21 protein-coding genes are annotated in these 18131 nt (G+C 64.6%); 13 read left to right on the top strand and 8 right to left on the bottom strand.

The features are described 5' to 3' along the window. Positions 1-178: 178 nt before the first annotated feature. From VIM12_RS10090 to VIM12_RS10050, 9 genes are all read left to right on the top strand, one after another. A complete protein-coding gene (locus VIM12_RS10090) occupies positions 179-925 on the top strand; it encodes an AzlC family ABC transporter permease (protein WP_331941490.1) in 747 nt (248 codons plus the stop codon). Continuing rightward, positions 925-1248, top strand: coding sequence for an AzlD domain-containing protein (locus tag VIM12_RS10085; RefSeq protein WP_331941568.1), 324 nt, complete (start codon positions 925-927; stop codon positions 1246-1248). Before VIM12_RS10090 ends, VIM12_RS10085 begins: the two co-directional genes overlap by 1 nt. A 128-nt stretch (positions 1249-1376) precedes the next feature. Beyond that, complete coding sequence (locus VIM12_RS10080) at positions 1377-2567, top strand: phosphoglycerate kinase (protein WP_331941489.1); 1191 nt, start codon at positions 1377-1379, stop codon at positions 2565-2567. A 68-nt stretch (positions 2568-2635) separates the two neighbouring features. Then, a complete protein-coding gene (gene pyk, locus VIM12_RS10075) occupies positions 2636-4069 on the top strand; it encodes a pyruvate kinase (protein ID WP_331941488.1) in 1434 nt (477 codons plus the stop codon). A 21-nt stretch (positions 4070-4090) separates the two neighbouring features. Beyond that, entirely contained in the window at positions 4091-5155 is a 1065-nt protein-coding gene (gene fba / locus VIM12_RS10070; RefSeq protein WP_331941487.1) for a class II fructose-bisphosphate aldolase, read from the top strand. Between the two features lie 83 nt (positions 5156-5238). Beyond that, positions 5239-6135, top strand: a complete 897-nt coding sequence (locus VIM12_RS10065; protein WP_331941486.1) for a phosphoribosylaminoimidazolesuccinocarboxamide synthase — start codon at positions 5239-5241, stop codon at positions 6133-6135. Between the two features lies 1 nt (position 6136). Further along, positions 6137-6640, top strand: coding sequence for a 5-(carboxyamino)imidazole ribonucleotide mutase (gene purE / locus VIM12_RS10060; RefSeq protein ID WP_331941485.1), 504 nt, complete (start codon positions 6137-6139; stop codon positions 6638-6640). After that, entirely contained in the window at positions 6637-7839 is a 1203-nt protein-coding gene (locus VIM12_RS10055; protein WP_331941484.1) for a 5-(carboxyamino)imidazole ribonucleotide synthase, read from the top strand. The genes purE and VIM12_RS10055 overlap by 4 nt, the downstream gene beginning before the upstream one ends. A 15-nt stretch (positions 7840-7854) precedes the next feature. Next, positions 7855-8886 carry an L-threonylcarbamoyladenylate synthase gene (locus tag VIM12_RS10050; protein ID WP_331941483.1) on the top strand — a complete coding sequence of 344 codons (1032 nt, stop codon included), beginning with the start codon at positions 7855-7857 and terminating at the stop codon, positions 8884-8886. Here the strand turns inward: VIM12_RS10050 and VIM12_RS10045 are convergent. Further along, positions 8883-9407 (bottom strand): flavin reductase family protein, encoded by a 525-nt coding sequence (locus VIM12_RS10045; RefSeq protein WP_331941482.1) that lies wholly within the window; start codon positions 9405-9407, stop codon positions 8883-8885. The genes VIM12_RS10050 and VIM12_RS10045 overlap by 4 nt on opposite strands. Before the next feature lie 185 nt (positions 9408-9592). Here VIM12_RS10045 and msrA point away from each other — a divergent pair, with 185 nt between their 5' ends. Further along, complete coding sequence (gene msrA, locus VIM12_RS10040; RefSeq protein ID WP_331941481.1) at positions 9593-10138, top strand: peptide-methionine (S)-S-oxide reductase MsrA; 546 nt, start codon at positions 9593-9595, stop codon at positions 10136-10138. On the opposite strand, the gene VIM12_RS10035 is transcribed toward msrA, so the two are convergent. The 3 genes from VIM12_RS10035 to VIM12_RS10025 all read right to left on the bottom strand — a co-directional run bounded on the left by VIM12_RS10035 (position 10099) and on the right by VIM12_RS10025 (position 13349). Further along, on the bottom strand, positions 10099-11352 hold the full coding sequence (locus tag VIM12_RS10035; protein ID WP_331941480.1) for a cyclopropane-fatty-acyl-phospholipid synthase family protein: 1254 nt from the start codon (positions 11350-11352) through the stop codon (positions 10099-10101). The genes msrA and VIM12_RS10035 overlap by 40 nt on opposite strands. A 67-nt stretch (positions 11353-11419) precedes the next feature. Next, positions 11420-12055 carry a pyridoxamine 5'-phosphate oxidase gene (gene pdxH / locus VIM12_RS10030; RefSeq protein ID WP_331941479.1) on the bottom strand — a complete coding sequence of 212 codons (636 nt, stop codon included), beginning with the start codon at positions 12053-12055 and terminating at the stop codon, positions 11420-11422. Positions 12056-12197: 142 nt separating this feature from the next. Beyond that, on the bottom strand, positions 12198-13349 hold the full coding sequence (locus VIM12_RS10025) for an MFS transporter (RefSeq protein ID WP_331941478.1): 1152 nt from the start codon (positions 13347-13349) through the stop codon (positions 12198-12200). Between the two features lie 104 nt (positions 13350-13453). On the opposite strand from VIM12_RS10025, the gene tcdA reads away from it, so the two are divergent. Continuing rightward, positions 13454-14302, top strand: coding sequence for a tRNA cyclic N6-threonylcarbamoyladenosine(37) synthase TcdA (gene tcdA / locus VIM12_RS10020; protein ID WP_331941477.1), 849 nt, complete (start codon positions 13454-13456; stop codon positions 14300-14302). 6 nt (positions 14303-14308) lie between these two features. Here the strand turns inward: tcdA and thpR are convergent, their stop codons facing one another. The 3 genes from thpR to VIM12_RS10005 form a co-directional block, all read right to left on the bottom strand. Continuing rightward, complete coding sequence (gene thpR, locus VIM12_RS10015; RefSeq protein WP_331941476.1) at positions 14309-14881, bottom strand: RNA 2',3'-cyclic phosphodiesterase; 573 nt, start codon at positions 14879-14881, stop codon at positions 14309-14311. Positions 14882-14984: 103 nt separating this feature from the next. After that, the gene (locus tag VIM12_RS10010) at positions 14985-15932 is read right to left on the bottom strand and encodes a metallophosphoesterase family protein (protein ID WP_331941475.1); all 948 of its coding nucleotides are present in this window, start codon (positions 15930-15932) and stop codon (positions 14985-14987) included. 77 nt (positions 15933-16009) lie between these two features. After that, the gene (locus tag VIM12_RS10005) at positions 16010-16315 is read right to left on the bottom strand and encodes a hypothetical protein (protein ID WP_331941474.1); all 306 of its coding nucleotides are present in this window, start codon (positions 16313-16315) and stop codon (positions 16010-16012) included. A gap of 152 nt (positions 16316-16467) precedes the next feature. On the opposite strand from VIM12_RS10005, the gene VIM12_RS10000 reads away from it, so the two are divergent. Next, positions 16468-16722, top strand: coding sequence for a hypothetical protein (locus tag VIM12_RS10000; RefSeq protein ID WP_331941473.1), 255 nt, complete (start codon positions 16468-16470; stop codon positions 16720-16722). A gap of 5 nt (positions 16723-16727) precedes the next feature. Here the strand turns inward: VIM12_RS10000 and VIM12_RS09995 are convergent, their stop codons facing one another. After that, on the bottom strand, positions 16728-16961 hold the full coding sequence (locus tag VIM12_RS09995; RefSeq protein WP_331941472.1) for a hypothetical protein: 234 nt from the start codon (positions 16959-16961) through the stop codon (positions 16728-16730). Positions 16962-17284: 323 nt separating this feature from the next. Here VIM12_RS09995 and otnI point away from each other — a divergent pair, with 323 nt between their 5' ends. After that, complete coding sequence (gene otnI / locus VIM12_RS09990) at positions 17285-18055, top strand: 2-oxo-tetronate isomerase (protein ID WP_331941471.1); 771 nt, start codon at positions 17285-17287, stop codon at positions 18053-18055. Positions 18056-18131 lie beyond the last annotated feature (76 nt).

The raw sequence follows: 18131 nt of genomic DNA, 5'->3' as shown, positions 1-18131 counted from the left end.
AAACGAAGATTCTAGCTGATCCGAACGAGGAAAAAAAATCATCGGTAGAATGGCGGCTTTGCTGTTTTCGCGGACTGCCGGCCCCTGTTCCAGCGGTCCGCACGCGCCACCCGGACCCTTCCTCCGTCACCGGACAGGCTCCCCGCACTGCAGGCGGCGCGACCATCACACCGCCAAGATGAGCAATTCGCAAGCAAGCATCACCGAGCCCACTTCCCACGATATCGAGAGAAGCGCCTTCCGCGAAGGATTCAAGGCATGCGCGCCGACCATGCCTGGCATCTTTGCCTGGGGCATGGTCACGGGCATGGCGATGGTCAAGAGCGGACTGACGCTCTGGCAGGCCCTCGGCATGACCTTCCTGGTGTTCGCCGGATCGGCGCAACTGGCCGCGGTGCCGCTGATGGCCGCGGGTGCGCCGGTCGGGGTGGTGTTCGTCACCGCCCTGGTGGTCAACCTGCGCTTCGTGATCTTCGCCGCCGCCATCGCGCCGCACTTTGCCCACCTGCCCTGGTACCGGCGGGTGTGGCATGGCTACTTCAACGCCGACATCACGATGGGCCTGTTCCCCCGGCGCTTTCCGGCCGAGACCGCGCCGCACACGCCGGGCAAGGTTGGCTTTTTCAACGGCATCGGCTATCCCAACTGGTGCGCGTGGCAGGGTGGATCGGTGGTCGGCATCCTGCTCGCCGGCCAGATCCCGGAGAGCTGGGGTATCGGTTTCGCCGGCACCCTCGCGCTGCTGGCGATCGCCATCCCGCTGACCATCAACCTGGCGGCGTTCGTCGGCGTCGTGCTCGCCAGCGTGATCGCCGTTGCCACCGTCGGACTGCCGTACCGGCTCGGGCTGCTGCTGGCCGTCATCGTCGGCATGATCGGCGCGATGCTGGCCGACGCATGGCTCGACAAGAAGAAGGAACAGTGATGGGCGCCGTGGATACCTGGCTCACGATACTGCTGCTTACCGCAGCCACGCTCGTCACCCGCTGCACGATCTTCCTGCTCGGCCATGCAGTGAAAATGCCGCCGCGGGTGCAGCATGCGCTGCGCTATGCGCCGGCAGCCGCGCTTGCCGCGATTGTCGCGCCCGATCTGGTGCTCGTCGACGGCGGACTCCATCTCAGTGTGATGAATCCCAAGCTGATGGCCGGGCTGGGCGCCACCGCCTTCTTCCTGGCGACGCGGCATCTGCTCGGCACCATCATCGCCGGCATGGCGCTGTACACGCTGCTGCGGATCAGTATGTAACCGATGCGGTAATGTTGGCCGCGGACAAACGGTTCTCTTGTGAAATATCAGCCTGAAAACGGCGTGGAGGGGAGGGCGCTGCGTTAAAATACCGGCTTTTCCATTCTTTCAATTCTTGTCTGGCAGCCATGCAATTCAACCGATTGAGCGCGCTCATCGCACGCAACGAACTCCAGGGCAAGCGCGTGTTCATCCGCGCAGATCTCAACGTGCCGCAGGACGATGCCGGCAACATCACCGAAGATACCCGCATACGTGCTTCCGTCCCCGCGATCCGCGATGCCCTGCAGGCCGGCGCCGCAGTCATGGTGACCTCGCATCTCGGCCGTCCGGTGGAAGGAGAATTCAAGCCGGAGGACTCGCTCGCGCCGATCGCGGCCCGCCTGTCCGAACTGCTCGGCAAGCCGGTGGCGCTCAAGCAGGATTGGGTGGATGGCGTCGACGTCGCGCCGGGCGAAGTGGTGCTGCTCGAGAACTGCCGCGTCAACAAGGGTGAAAAGAAGAACAGCGACGAACTGGCGCAGAAGATGGCGCGCCTGTGCGACGTCTACGTGAACGACGCCTTCGGCACCGCGCACCGCGCCGAGGCCACTACGCACGGCATCGCCAAATTTGCCCCGGTCGCCTGCGCCGGCCCGCTGCTGGCGGCCGAGCTCGATGCGCTCGGCAAGGCGCTGGGCAGCCCGGCTCGTCCGCTGGCCGCCATCGTCGCCGGCTCCAAGGTGTCGACCAAGCTCACCATCCTCAAGACGCTGGCCGACAAGGTCGACAACCTGATCGTGGGCGGCGGCATCGCCAACACCTTCATGCTGGCGGCCGGACTGAAGATCGGCAAATCGCTGGCCGAGGCGGACCTGGTCGGCGAAGCCAAGGCTATCATCGACATGATGGCCCGGCGCGGCGCCTCGGTGCCGATCCCGGTCGACGTCGTATGCGCCAAGGAGTTTGCCGCCTCTGCCGCAGCCACCGTCAAGGATGTCAAGGACGTGGCGGACGACGACATGATTCTCGACATCGGGCCGAAGACCGCCGCGCAGCTCGCGCAGCAGATCGCACAGGCCGGCACGGTGGTCTGGAACGGGCCGGTCGGCGTGTTCGAGTTCGACCAGTTCGGCGAGGGCACGAAGACGCTGGCGATGGCGATCGCCGGGTCGAAGGGATTCTCGATTGCCGGCGGCGGTGATACGCTGGCGGCCATTGCCAAGTACAACATCGCGGACAAGGTCGGCTACATCTCCACCGGCGGCGGCGCCTTCCTCGAATTCCTCGAGGGGAAAACCCTGCCGGCGGTCGACATCCTGCTGCAGCGCGCCAAGTAGTGCGCGTGCCGGATGCGCGCAGCCGGCCTGCCCCATCCGCCCTTCGCAGCAGACAACCAGGTCCATTCATGATCAGAGCTACCAAAATCGTCGCCACCATCGGTCCCGCCTCCAGCGATCCGGACGTCCTGAAACGCATGTTGCAGGCCGGGGTGAACGTCGTCCGCTTCAATTTCTCGCACGGGAAGGCGCAGGATCATATCGAACGCGCCGACCTGGTGCGCAAGGTAGCGGCCGAATGCGGACGCGAGATCGCAATCATGGCCGATCTGCAGGGGCCGAAGATCCGCATCGGCAAGTTCGAGAGCGGCAAGATCTTCCTCGAGAACGGCAGCAAGTTCGTGCTCGATGCGGACTGCGAGCTCGGCAACCAGGCCCATGTCGGCCTCGACTACAAGGAACTGCCGCGCGACATCCGGCAGTCCGACGTGCTGCTGCTCAATGACGGCCTGATCGTGCTGGTGGTCGACAAGGTGGTCGGCAATGCCATTCATACCACCGTCCGCATCGGCGGCGAGCTGTCGAACAACAAGGGTATCAACCGCCTCGGCGGCGGACTGTCCGCGCCTGCATTGACCGCCAAGGACATGGAAGACATCAAGACGGCCATGAGTTTCAAGGCCGACTACATCGCGGTGTCTTTCCCGAAGAACGCGACCGACATGATGATGGCCAGGCAGCTTGCCACCATTGCCGGCGAGTCCACCCGCCACAAGCCGCAGATGATCGCCAAGATCGAGCGCGCGGAGGCAATTCCGCTGCTGCAGGAGATCCTCGACGCTTCCGATGGCATCATGGTCGCCCGCGGCGACCTCGCGGTCGAAGTGGGCAACGCCGCCGTGCCGGCGCTGCAGAAGCGCATGATCCGCATGGCGCGCGCGTCCAACAAGCTGACCATCACGGCGACCCAGATGATGGAGTCGATGATCGTCAACGCCGTGCCGACCCGCGCGGAAGTCTCCGACGTCGCCAACGCCGTGCTGGATGGCACGGATGCCGTGATGGCGTCCGCCGAGACCGCCTCCGGCAAATACCCCGTCGAGACCGTCGAGACCATGGCCGCGGTCTGCATGGAAGCCGAGAAATCCGACGTGGTCAAGCTGGACGCGGACTTCCTGAATGCCACCTTCACCCGCATCGACCAGTCGATCGCCTATGGCGCGCTGTTCACCGCCTATCACCTGCGGGTGAAGGCGATCTGCGCACTGACCGAGTCCGGCTCCACCGCGCTGTGGATGAGCCGGCACAACATCGACATCCCGATCTTTGCCCTCACGCCGATACTCGGCACCCAGCGCAAGGCGGCGCTCTACCGCAATGTCACCAGCTTCGAGCTGGCGCATTCGACGGATCGCGAGGCGGTGCTGAAAGGCGCGCAGGATTTGCTCCTCGCTAAAGGCGTCGTCCAGAAAGGTGACATGATTGTCGTCACCTGGGGCGAACCAATGGGGCAGGTCGGCGGCACCAACGCCCTGAAGATCATGAAGATCGGCGAGTACTAATTTTATTGTTTGGAGAACATCATGCCTCTCGTATCCATGCGTCAACTGCTCGACCATGCCGCCGAAAACGGTTACGGTCTGCCCGCATTCAACGTGAATAACCTGGAACAGGTCACCGCGATCATGGAAGCCGCCAGCGAAACCGGCTCGCCGGTGATCATGCAGGCTTCCGCCGGCGCACGCAAATACGCCGGTGAAGCTTTCCTGCGCCACCTGATCGAAGCCGCGGTCGAAGCCTATCCGCACATTCCAGTCGTAATGCACCAGGACCACGGCCAGTCGCCGGCGGTCTGCATGGCCGCGATCAAGTCCGGTTTCACTTCCGTGATGATGGACGGCTCGCTGATGGAAGACGGCAAGTCGGTGGCCAGCTATGAATACAACGTCGAGGTCTCGCGCAAGGTGGTCGAGTTCTCCCATGCGATCGGCGTCACCGTCGAGGCGGAGCTCGGTGTCCTCGGTTCGCTCGAGACCATGAAGGGCGACAAGGAGGACGGCCACGGCGCGGAAGGCACGATGACCCGCGAGCAGCTGCTGACCGACGTCAACCAGGCCGCCGATTTCGTCAAGCTGACCCAGTGCGACGCGCTGGCCATCGCCATTGGCACCTCCCACGGCGCCTACAAGTTCTCGCGCAAGCCGACCGGCGACATTCTCGCGATCGAGCGCATCAAGGAAATTCACCAGCGCATCCCCAACACCCACCTGGTGATGCACGGCTCGTCCTCCGTGCCGCAGGAGCTGCTGGCCGAGATCCGCGAATTCGGCGGCGACATGAAGGAAACCTACGGCGTGCCGGTCGAGGAAATCCAGGAAGGCATCAAGCACGGTGTCCGCAAGATCAACATCGACACCGACATCCGCCTGGCGATGACCGGCGCGATCCGCCGCTTCTTCGTCGAAAACCCGTCCAAGTTCGACCCGCGCGAATACCTGAAGCCGGCCCGCGAGGCCGCCAAGAAAGTCGTCAAGTCGCGCTTCATCGCCTTCGGCTGCGAAGGCCAGGCCGACAGGATCAAGGCGATCCCGCTCGAAAAGATGGCGGAAAAATACAAGAAAGGCGAACTCGCGCAGATCGTGCAGTAAAATTACGCGCATCAAAAACTGGCGTTGAGCCATTGGCCGGCGGTGTGGTGACACCCGCCGGTTTTAGCTTTTTTGGAAACCCTATGAACAGCCTCTACCAATCCAGCATCCAGTCGCTGCCGCTGCTCGGGCGCGGCAAGGTGCGCGACAACTACGGGGTCGGCGACGACAAGATCCTGATCGTGACCACCGACCGCCTGTCCGCCTTCGACGTCGTGATGAACGAGCCTATCCCCGGCAAGGGCAAGGTGCTCAACCAGATGTCGGACTTCTGGTTCGCCAAGCTGGGCGGGATCGTGCCCAACCACCTTACCGGCATCGCCCCGGAAAGCGTGGTGCGGCCGGAGGAGGCTGACCAGGTGCGCGGTCGCGCCGTTGTCGCCAAGCGCCTCAAGCCCATCCTGGTGGAGGCCGTGGTGCGTGGTTACATCATCGGCTCCGGCTGGAAGGATTACCAGGAGTCCGGGGCCGTGTGCGGCATTGCCCTGCCGCCTGGCCTGCGCCAGGCCGACAAGCTGGCCGCCCCGCTCTTCACCCCTGCGGCCAAGGCCGACCTCGGCGAGCATGACGAGAACATCAGCTTCGCGGAGATGGAGAACCGGATCGGCAAGGAACTCGCTGCCCAGATGCGCGACATCAGCATCCGCCTTTACCAGGCCGCCGCCGACTACGCCGCGACGCGCGGCATCATCATCGCCGACACCAAGTTCGAGTTCGGCCTGGATGACAACGGCACGCTGCACCTGATGGACGAAGTGCTGACCGCCGACTCCTCGCGCTTCTGGCCGGCGGATTCCTACGCGCCCGGCATGTCGCCGCCGTCCTTCGACAAGCAGTTCGTGCGCGACTACCTGGAAACGCTGCGCGACTGGAAGAAGACGCCTCCGGCGCCGCCGCTGCCGGCGGATGTGATCGAGAAGACCGGCGCCAAGTACCGCGAGGCGCTGCAGCGCCTGACCGGCGAGACCCTGAAGGACTGACATGAGCGCAGCGTTGACGGAAACGCCCCTGGTTGGCGTCATCATGGGTTCCTCCTCGGACTGGGAGGTGATGCAGCACGCGGTGGCCATGCTGAAGGAATTCGGCGTGCCGCACGAAGCCCGCGTGATTTCCGCGCACCGGATGCCGGACCAGATGTTCGACTATGCCCGGACCGCGCGCGAGCGCGGCCTGCGCGCGATCATCGCCGGCGCCGGCGGCGCGGCCCACCTGCCGGGCATGGTCGCCGCCAAGACCATCGTGCCGGTGCTTGGCGTACCGGTGCCGTCCAAGTATCTGCGCGGAGAAGACTCGCTGCTGTCCATCGTGCAGATGCCGAAGGGTGTGCCGGTCTCGACCTTTGCCATCGGCGAGGCGGGCGCCGCCAACGCCGCACTGACCGCCGTCGCCATCCTTGCCACCACCGACGATCAGCTTGCCGCACGCCTCGAGGCGTTCCGCGCCAGGCAGACGCAGGCGGCGTTCGACATGAAGCTGCCGTCATGAGCGACGTGACCGGTAACGACGCGCCCCTGCTGCCGGCGGCGTCGCCCGCCACCTGGCTGGGCGTGATGGGCGGCGGCCAGCTGGGACGCATGTTCGTCCACGCGGCCCAGAAGATGGGATTCAAGGTGGCTGTTCTTGAACCGGCCGAGGACTGTCCGGCGGGGCACGCGGCGGACCTGCTCATTCGCGCCCACTACGACGACCAGCAGGCCCTCGCGGCGCTGGCTGAACGCTGTGCTGCCGTCACCACCGAATTCGAGAACGTGCCCGCGCCCAGCCTCGCACTGCTTGCGACGCGCAGCTTCGTCTCGCCCGCGGCGGCCTGCGTCTCCGTGGCCCAGGACCGCGTGGAGGAGAAGCGCTTTTTCACCGAGTGTGCGGCCGAATCCGGCGTCATGCCGGCCCCGTATGGGGTGATTGCCGCGGCGGCGGACATCGAAGCGCTGCCGGACACGCTGTTCCCCGGCATCCTGAAGACCGCCCGCCTCGGCTACGACGGCAAGGGGCAGGTCAGGGTGCGCGACCGCGAAGAGGCGAGAACAGCCTGGGCAGGCATGAATGGCGTCGTCTGCGTACTCGAGAAGATGCTTCCGCTGGCCTACGAAGTCTCGGTACTGACCGCGCGCGGCGCCGACGGCCGGGCCGTGGTCTATCCGATCGCCGAGAACGTGCATCGCGACGGCATCCTCTTCACCACCACGGTACCGGGACCCAACGTGGCGCCGGAGTCCGCCGTGCGCGCGCAATCCGCCGCGCTCGCGATCGCCGCCAGGCTCGGCTACGTCGGCGTGCTCTGCATCGAGTTCTTCGTGCTGGAGGACGGTGCCGTCGTCGTCAACGAGATGGCGCCACGGCCGCACAACAGCGGCCACTACACGATCGACGCCTGCGTCACGAGCCAGTTCGCCCAGCAGGCCAGGGCAATGGCCCGCCTGCCGCTGGGCGATGTGCACCAGCATTCGCCGGCGGTCATGCTCAACATCCTCGGCGACATTTGGTTCGCGGCCGGCAGCGACCAGCCGCGCGAGCCGGCATGGGACCAGGTGCTGGCACTGCCGGGCGCCAACCTGCATTTGTACGGCAAGGATGCGCCGCGGCGGGGGCGCAAGATGGGTCACGTGACGTTCGTCGCGCCAACGCTCGCCGAAGCGCAGGCCCGCATGCAGCGCGCCTGCGCCGTGCTCGGCATCCCGTCCTGACGCGACCGTACCGGCATGCCTTCCGCGATCAACGATACCGCCATACAGGCCGCCGCACGCGCCCTCGAGCAGGGTGAACTGGTGGCCTTCCCGACCGAGACCGTGTACGGCCTCGGGGCGGACGCGGAGAACCCCGCGGCGGTGGCCCGCATCTATGCCGCCAAGGGCCGGCCACAGAATCACCCGGTGATCGTTCACCTCGCCCCCGAAGCCGACCCCGGCTACTGGGTGCCCGCGGTGCCGCCTGAAGCTCGGGCCCTGATCGATTCGTTCTGGCCTGGCCCGCTGACGTTGATACTCACGCGCGCGCCGCATGTTCCGGCAGCGGTGTCGGGAGGGCAGGACACCATAGGGTTGCGCTGCCCGTCCCATCCGGTCGCACAGACATTGTTGCGGGAGTTCAGGCAAGGAAAGGGTGGCCTTGCGGCGCCCTCTGCGAACCGGTTCGGCCATGTCAGCCCCACCACCGCGCAGCATGTGCTGGACGAATTCGGCACCTGGCCCGGCTCACCGGTGCGGCATGTGCTCGACGGCGGCCAAAGTGAAGTCGGCATCGAGTCGACCATCCTCGACCTGTCCCGCCTCGATACGCATGGTCCGGTGCTGCTGCGTCCTGGCGGTATCGGCGCTGCCGACCTGGCCCGCGTCATCGGCATTGCACCATCCGCACCGGACGCCGCTGCGCCGCGCGCTTCGGGCACCCTTGAGTCGCACTATGCACCGGCGACCCCGGTGGCGCTGGCGGCGGCGCCTGTGCTGCCCGGCCTGCTGCGGCAGCTTGCCGACGGCGGAAGGCGCAGCGCGCTCATCCGCAGGACGGTGGATGCCGGTCCGACGGTGGCGCAAGCGGTGCTGCCGGCAGACCCGAACGGCTACGCGCACGGACTTTATGCCGCGCTACGGGAAATGGACGCCGCCAGGGCCGATATCATCCTCGTGGAAACGCCGCCGAGCGACGAAGGATGGCAGGGCGTCAACGACCGGTTGCGGCGCGCCGCCCACGATTCCACGGGCGTCCTTGCCCGGCTGCTGCCCCCGCCCGTCTAGCTTCGCTCGGCGCCGGAGAGACCGGTCGCCATGAATTTGCCGCCGTGGAACACCAGTGCGGGACGCGGCGAGACATCGCAGCGCTCCACTTCGCCGACGAATATCACGTGGTCGCCCTCAGGATAACGGCTGCGGTTGTGGCATTCGAACCAGGCCGACACGCCTCTCAGGATGGGCAGGCCGGTGTGCGAAAGGACGAAGTCCACCCCTTCGAAACGATTCTCTATGCGCATCGCGAACCGCTCGGCGAGTGCCGCCTGGTCCCCGCCGAGCACATTGATCACGTAGTGCGAATTGCCGGTGAATACCGGCAGGCTGCTCGCGCCCTGCGCCAGGCTCCAGAGGACCAGCGGCGGATCGAGGGAGACCGAATTGAATGAACTGGCGGTTAGGCCGAGGAAGCTTCCATCGGCGAGACGCGTGGTGATGACGGTGACACCGGTGGCGAACTGCGAGAGCGCATTGCGGAAATGGCGCGCGTCGAACTCCGGCGGATCCGCGCTTGAGGAATGTTTGGACATCTGCAACCCACGAAATTTTGTTCATTATGCCTAAAAAGCACGCAGCCGGCGGCGCTGCGCCTTTGCCATCATCCTTGCGGAAGCTCCTGTTCCCCGGACACGCGATTGTGAAGACGCAACCGGTGGCAATAGGCATGGGTGATGCTTTACGCTAAAGTCATACACGAACATGGATGGAGTGGATCATGACAATCGAAACGGCAACCCTGGGCGGCGGATGTTTCTGGTGCACCGAGGCGGTATACCAGGAACTGCGCGGCGTGGTGAGCGTGGAATCGGGCTATACCGGCGGAACGGTCCCCAACCCGAGCTATGAACAGGTCTGTGAAGGCAGTACCGGCCATGCCGAAGTGGTGCGGCTGCGGTTCGACACGGAGGTGATCAGCTATCGCGAGATCCTGGAGATTTTCTTCACGATCCACGATCCGACGACGCCGAACCGGCAGGGCAACGACGTTGGTACCCAGTACCGGTCGGTGATCTATACGCATTCACCCGAGCAGCAGGAGACGGCGAAGCAGGTGATCGCCTGCATGGCGAGCGTCTGGGATGCTCCGATCGTCACCGAGGTTTCGCCGGAGCAGCCGTACTACAAGGCGGAGGAGTACCACCAGAACTACTTCCGGCAGCATCCCTTCCAGGGGTACTGCGCGTTCGTGGTCGCACCGAAGGTCGCAAAATTCCGCAAGGTCTACGCGGACCGCCTCAATACTGCCGGCGCGGGGACCTGATCCGGCTGCTGGGCGTACATGTAGCGGCGCGACCAGGGCAGGGACGAGGCGTCGGCGCCTGCCCGGGCGCAGACCACCTGGTACAGTGACACCCAGTCGTGATTGAAAGCATAGGCGCAGCCTGCGAGGTACACCCGCCAGATGCGGAAGCGCCTGGCATCCACCAGTGTCCTGATCCGGTCCGCGCGCTCCTCGAAGTTGTCCGCCCAGATGCCGCAGGTGCGCGCGTAGTGGCGGCGCAGGTTCTCCACGTCATACGCTTCCAGCCCGCCTTCCTGCATCGCCTTGAGCACGGTGCCGATATGTTCCAGCTCGCCGTGCGGGAACACGTAGCGGCCGATGAACTCGCCGCCGCCATATGGCGTCTCGCCGTCATTCGGATCGGTGCTGGTGATACCGTGGTTCATCGCCACGCCGCCGTCCGCCAGCAGGTCATGCATCTTGCGGAAGTACTCGACCAGGTGCTTTGCGCCCACGTGCTCGAACATGCCGACGCTGGTGATGCGGTCGTAGCGTCCCTTGACGTCCCGGTAGTCTTCGAGCCGGATCTCGACCCGGTCGGCCAGCCCGGCGCGCTGCACCCGTTCGCACGCCAGCGCGTGCTGGTTTTCCGACAGCGTCACGCCGGTGCAGCGGGCCCCAAACTTCTCCGCCGCGCGCAGCACGAGGGCTCCCCAGCCGCAGCCGATATCGAGCAGCGTCTGGCCCGGCTGAAGGCGGATCTTGGTCAGGATGTGGTCGATCTTCCTGAGTTGCGCGGCACCCAGGTCCTCGGTCCCGTTCTCGAAGTAGGCGCAGGAGTAGACCATGTTCTCGTCCAGCCAGGCCTGGTAGAACGCGTTGGACACGTCGTAGTGATAGCGGATCGCCTCCTCGTCGCGCTTGCGGGTATGGCGGACGTTGCGGGCGATGCGTGCGAACCTCCCCTCGGGTTTCAGGGTACGTTCCGCCAGCTGGCTGCCGACGTGGATGATTTCCTTCAGCCTGCCCTCGACCTCGATCTTGCCCTCGACATAGGCCTGGCCGAGGTTGGACAGGGAGGGCGTCAGCAAATAGCTGAGCGCCGAGACATGCGGCACCTTGATCGTGACTTCGGGCTTCGCCTGCTGGCCGAAGTCATATCGTTGTCCATTCCAGAGTTCGAGCCGCAGCGGCAGCGCCGATTGCCCGCGAATCGAGTCGACCCAGCTTCCCAGCTTCCTTTCCCAGAACACGATAAGACCCTCCGCAAAATGAAACGGATTGATCGGTAATGCGATGTCGGCGTGACGCAGAAACGAACTACGGTTGCAGTCTTTGTCTTGTCCAGCTGCCGTCGGGCTGCCGCTGGTATGCGATCCGGTCGTGGAAACGGGACGGTCGTCCCTGCCAGAATTCGATATAGTCCGGCTCCAGGCGGTAGCCGCCCCAATGCGCGGGCCGGCTCGGCTGTTCTCCCTGCTGCTTCGCGACTTCGGCGAAACGTGCCTCGAGGGCATCACGGCTTGCCGCGGGCCTGCTCTGGTCGGATGCGATTGCACCGAGCCTGCTGTTGAGGGGGCGGCTGTCGAAATACGTGTCGCTTTCGGCCGCCGGGATCGGCGCCACCCGTCCCTCGATGCGCACCTGGCGTTCCAGTTCGATCCAGAAGAACAGCAGGGCGGCATGGGGCCGGTCGCGCAATTCCTGGCCCTTCCGGCTGTCGTAATTCGTGAAAAAGGTAAAACCGCGCTGGTCGAATTCCTTGACCAGCACGATCCGTGACGACGGACGCCCTTCGGCGCTCACCGTCGACAGGCTCATTGCATTGACCTCGGGCACCTGTGCGGCGACCGCCTCGCCGAACCATTTCGCAAACTGTTCGACCGGGTCCGGATGAACGTCCTCCTCGGACAGGCTGGCCCGGCTGTATTCCTTGCGTATATCCGCGATCGACATCTTGATTCCTGCTTCGAGTACCTTGTCTGGTGTTGGTCTTGTCCGGCGTCGATGTACTGCCATGGCGCCTTCCCGAGTATAGAACATACGCCGGCCACCGGCACGAACACCTTGTCCTGGATCAAGCAAGGACAAGCCGCGGTCAGCCAGTACCCTGGGTCGCGCGCTCCCGGGCGCGCGCGAGCGGGACGCCGGCGCCGATGAGCGCGCTCATTCCCCAGAACACCGGGGCGAGGCCGAGGGCGGCGCCCGCGCCGCCGAATGCCAGCGGCAGGAAGACCTGGCACGCGTTGCCGATCATGACCCGCAGGCCAACCGCTTCTGCGCCGCGTCCTTCGGGCGCGTGCCGGTGCAGCAGGGCCAGCATGTTGGGTTGGCTGGCGCCCACTGCCAGCCCGAGTCCCGCCGCAACTACGGCAAGCGTAGCGGCTTGCCGCATCAGCGGGATCAACGCATAGGCGACGGCGGCCATCGCCAGCGCAACGGCAAGAATGCGCCATTCTCCATGGCGACGCGACAACCAGGGCATTGCCAGGCGCACGACGAACGTCGCAACGGAAAAGCAGCCGAGGATCAGGCCGATGGTCGAGGCGGAAAAGCCGATGCGCGTGCCATGGATCGGCATTACGAAAGTGAACAACTCCCAGGCGGAGGACAGCAGCGTGCCGACAATGTAGACCCGCATCAGCTCCGGGTCGCGAAGCAGCTGGAAGACATGCTGTTTCGAGGTCGGTCCGCTGCCGCGCGCACCATTGCCGACCCGGATGCCGGCCGTCGCGCACAGCATGAACGCGCAGGCACCGGCTACAGCGAATACAAGGTAAGCGCTGGCGAACCGGGCGTGGTCGATGACGAAGCCGGCGATGACGGGGCCGCAGAAACCGGAAATCGAAAAGCCGAGCGCCAGCCAGCTGAAGTTGGCCACGCGCCGGTCATCGCTGCTGATCGCGCCGACCGTGTGCTGGGCTGCAACCTGGATCACCATGAATCCGGTCCCGACCAGCAGTGCCGCCACATGCAGCATTGACAGCCCGGGCACCAGGCCGGGCAGCGCGCAGCCCGCAGCAACGGCAATCGCGCCCCCCAGCATCGGTCCGCGGATACCGGCCCGGTCAACCAGGCGCCCGGCCTTCACCGCGAGCAGCATCGGGAAAAGCGCAAACAGCGCGATCAGGATGCCGACCGTGAATTCCGACGCGTGCAAGGACAGCGCGTACAGCGAAGTAGTGACGCGGGCGCCGGCGAGGGCCGTGTGCGCGGTCAGGGCAATGAGGATGAGCTGCAGAAGTTGCATGAATTCAAAAGAGTGCGGCGGCTTGCCCAGTCAGAGCGTCGCCATCGCCCTACAAAACGATTCTAGAGGAAAACTTTGTCCTTGCTCTCCGTTAAAATGGCGGGATGAACGCGATCCTGAACTTCCCCGGCCGACCTGGTCAAGACGACCATGATGTCGGATTCGACATTGACTTTGAACGGCGTTTCGGCGGCGTGGCGCGCCTCTACGGCGCGACCGGACTGGCGCGCTTCCAGGCTGCCCACGTCTGTGTCGTCGGCGTCGGCGGCGTCGGTTCGTGGATCGTCGAGGCGCTCGCGCGCAGCGCCATTGCGCGCATTACCATGATCGATCTGGACAACGTGGCCGAGTCCAACGTGAATCGCCAGATTCATGCGCTGAGCGACACCCTGGGCAAGCCGAAGGTCAGCGCAATGGCCGAGCGCATCCGACAGATCAACCCGTACTGCCTGGTCACGGAGATCGAGGATTTCATTTCGCCTGACAACCTGGACCAGACGATTGGCGCCGGCCGCTATGACTACGTGATCGACGCGATCGACAGCGTCAAGGCGAAGGCGGCCCTGATCGCCTATTGCCGCGATCACGGGATCAGGCTGGTGACGATCGGCGGCGCCGGCGGGCAGACGGATCCCACCCGGATCGAAATCCGCGACTTGGCCCGCACCGAGCAGGAGCCCCTGCTGGCAAAGGTGCGCAAGCGCCTGCGCTCGCAATACGGATTCCCGCGCGGGGAGAAGTGCCGTTTCGGCATCGACGCGGTCTTCTCCACCGAGCCCTTGCGCTTTCCGGAAGCGGCCGGGCATTGTGCGGTGGGGGCCGGCGTCAGCGGCCTGAATTGCGCCGGGTTCGGTTCTTCCATGGTGGTCACGGCAAGCTTTGGGCTGGCGGCTGCGGCCCGCGTGCTGCAGAATCTCGCCGCCGAGGGTGCGGCGAAGGAGGAGGCCGCCTAGGCGGACTCAATCGCGCAGGTCGGCGTCCTGGCCGCCTTCATCCGGGATCCAAATCTTCTCATCGAGCGAGCGCGACGCGATCACTTCATATGCCGATCCGCCCGGGCCGGTCTTCGACTGCACCAGCGTCACGTGCGATGCGCGCCACACGATCGGCGTGAAGGTCATGTCGACCGGCATTGATGCATCGCGGGCCAAGGTCACATGCGGCTTGAAGGACTGTCGGTCGCCGCCGATGCCGTGGTGTGTCAGGGATGCGGAAAGCTCCTCGTAAAGCGTCATCAGTTCGGGCGGCGCCGCATGTGCGCCGGCCCATGCAATCCGGTTGCGGGCGAAGTACCCGACCTTGTCGAGCCTCAGCACGGGCGCCGGGGAGCCGAGGTGCATCAGGATGTCCTTGCAGGCGTTTACGGTCTCGACTGGCTGCAAGCCAAGGAAAGCCAGCGTCAGGTGCAGGTTCCGGTACGGCACCAGCCTGCCGCGGAGCGGTGCCTGCAGCTGCATCAGCGCATTGCGCGTCGTGTCGTCCGGCCAGAGCGCAAGGAACAGCCGCACGTTCTCGGAGGGGGATGCCATCATGGTATTCCTGGTGGCCCGGCGTCCAGCGTGCCGGGCATGGTTCCATGCTGACCTTAGCATGCGCCCATGCGGGCACGCATGACGTTCGTCAGCAGATTTTCCTTCAGTGACAAAGCGTGCTGCCGGCATCGGTGAAGCCATCCTTGTCGACCGGCAGGAATTCCCATTCGTAGCCGGCATCCTTCAACGCCAGCTTCAGCACGCCATGCGACAGGTTGTCGCTGCGCTCGGTATTCCAGTTGCGGAAGCGGAACGGCGTGAGCTTGGCACCGCCGGTGCCGACGACGAACTGACGGATGCCGCGCGCGTCGTCGCGCTGTCCCGAACCGTCCTGCGGCGCAAAGCGTTCATAGTCGTGATCATGCGACGCCAGGATCACGTCCGCCCCCGCCGCATGGAGGATGTCCCAGGCATCCCGCATGCGGCTGTTGTTGCCGTGCCCGCCCGAACTGAAGACGGGGTGGTGCCAGAACGCCAGGGTGCAGCGCGCGCCTGATGTCTTCAGTTCGGCCTTCAGCCATGCCAGCTGCTGCGCATGGTCGTCCGGTTTCAGGTAGCTGTTCAGTGCAATAAGGTGCCAGCTTCCGGCGCGGAAGCTGTAGTAACCGCGCCGGGCTTCCCCGGCGCGGGCGCCGAAGTAGGTGTAGTAGCCGACGGCGTGGGGCGTGTAGTACTCATGGTTGCCGGGCACCGGATAGGTACGGGACTTGAACCGTCCCCATGTCGGTTCATAACAATCGATGAATTCCTGGAGCAGGCCGACAGGATAGGTGTGATCGCCGAGCGTCAGGACGAAGGCGGCGGGATCGGCGGCAAGCCGGGCCTCGACGAGCGCGGCGGTTTTCGCGGCGCCGCTCTCCGCCGCCGGCACCCTGCGGCAGTCCGCAATATCGCCGGCGGCAAACAGGGTGACCCCCTTGCCCTTCAGCAGTGCCGTTCGCTTCACTTCCTCCTGCTGCACGCTCTCGGAAACGCACGCGCTCAATGCGCAGGCAAGGGGCAGTACCAGGAGCGCGCGGGGCGGACTGAGGAGGGAACGAAGTTTTGCCATGCCGGGTCAGGGAGTACGTGGGCCAGAACAACCGGCATTGTAGGGGATGGAAGAACGATAACTTCCTGCGCCGACAATCAGAACTCGTGTTCGTCGAATGCCCGCTTTGCCCGTTGCTCGGCGGCTTCCCATGCCTCCGCCTCGGTAGCAAAATTCCCTGCCGGGATGTAGGTCTCCGCGCGCTGCGGTTCACGCGCAAGGCGCACGTAGACCTGCGCCTCGAAGATGCCGTCTGGCTGGCGGACGGCAAGAATGCGCGCCAGGTGCGTTCCGCTCTGCAGCATCCGGCCGCCGGCAGTCGGATCGTCCATGGCTGCGATGGGGATTGCGCCCGGCGATGTGCTGCGGGCATCTCCCTGCGAAGCGTTTCCGTGTTGCGTCATGCCATGCTCCTTTCGTCCCTCGACGGCCGAGGGCAAATGCGTGATAGCCGTATGACGAATGGCGGTTGCCGGAGTTCGCGGGGTGCGGCAGCGTCCGAACCAAGGGAAGCCCCGTCCATCTAAACCGCATGGGGCATACTTTGGAGCAAAGAATGGCAAGCAAGGAAGAATGCGACCACTTTGCCGCGCAACTCGCGCAGCGATTCGAGGAATACACGAAATGGGCGTTGACGAATTGGCCGAACAAGGAGTTTCCGCTGTTGCCGTCGGATTTCGACCGGTCGCGCCAGGAGCTCTCTGACATCCTGGGGCCGAAACTGGCGGCAGGCGAGACGCGTCGCCCGGACGACGGTAGCAGTCCCGAGGACGGACAGTACCGGGACGTGACCCCGATGCCCTGGCCCTGAAACACTCATTCCTTCTTTGGCGTCTTCCCCTGAATCCTCAGCAGGAGAAGGTCGTAGGCGACGCTGGCCTGGTACTCGGCCCGGGCCTTCTGGTAGGACAGGGCAGCGAGGTCGATCACCGCAGCGAGTTCCTCGTCCGTCAGGCGATCCCCGATGGCGGCAAGCCGCTTTGCCAGCTCCCGTGTAACGCTGGACCAGGATGTCTCGATGTTCACCTCGCTCATCCTGATCATTTTCATGATCCCGCTTTCCGTCACGGCGCGTCCTTTTCTTGATAAATTGCCTACCTCGTATTTGGCCGCAAGGTGCGGCGAAGGCCGTTGAGAGCGCGCAAACTCGGGCAGAGGCGATCTTGCGCAGCAGGGGGACGACGTCGCCTTCATGCATTGACCGGTGGCCTGGAGGCGTTCCCGTCTTTTCCGACAATGTCGTCTGCACTGCACGGGCGGGCCACCGCATTCTTTTCCGGTCTTTACTGCAGAGCACATCAACGTGTATTGACTTAGACTGGCAAGCATTCCGCCGCCATGCCAACGCAAGCCTTCTGCCACACAGGACCGCCATGCCCAAATTTGCCGCCAATCTGACCATGCTGTTCAATGAACTGCCGTTCATTGACCGTTTTGAAGCCGCGCGAAAATCGGGCTTTGAAGCGGTCGAATTTCTCTTCCCGTATCAGTACGCGCCCGAGGACATCGCCGAGCGGCTACGCACATACAAGCTGCACAACGTCCTCTTCAACTTGCCGCCGGGCGATTGGGAAGCAGGAGAGCGGGGGATCGCGTCGCTGCCGGGACGCGAAGAGGAGTTCCGGGAGGCCACGGCGAGGGCATTGCAGTACGCGAAGAAATTCGGCACGCCATACCTCCACGCAATGGCGGGAATCGTGCCCGCAGGGGCGGATACGGAGGCATATCGACGCACCTTCATCGAGAATCTGAAGTACGCAGCCGCCGAATGCGCCCAACTCGGTATAAACCTGCTGATCGAACCGATCAACAACCGCGACATGCCCGGGTATTTTCTGACCCGGCAGGCCGAGGCCCACCGGATCCGGGAAGAGGTCGGCGCGGCGAACCTGCGGGTGCAGATGGACTTCTACCATGCGCAGATCATGGAAGGGGACATCGCAGTGAAACTACGCCAGTACCTTCCCCATATTGGCCATATCCAGATCGCCGGCGTGCCGGACCGTCATGAGCCGGATGTAGGCGAGCTCAACTATCCCTACCTCTTCCGCCTGCTTGACGAGCTTGGCTATGTTGGCTGGATTGGTTGCGAGTACCGCCCGGCAGCCGGCACCGTGGAAGGGCTGCGCTGGCTGCCCAGGTAGAGGCGCCAAGGAATTGCGATTCGAAAGTGCGTATCGGTCGAGCTTCCGGAGGACATATTTCCTGGGCCAACCTCCC

The sequence above is a fragment of the Noviherbaspirillum sp. genome (assembly GCF_036563305.1).
In the GTDB taxonomy this organism is placed as follows: Bacteria; Pseudomonadota; Gammaproteobacteria; order Burkholderiales; family Burkholderiaceae_D; genus Noviherbaspirillum.
This window is presented reverse-complemented; position numbering and strand designations above follow the sequence as displayed.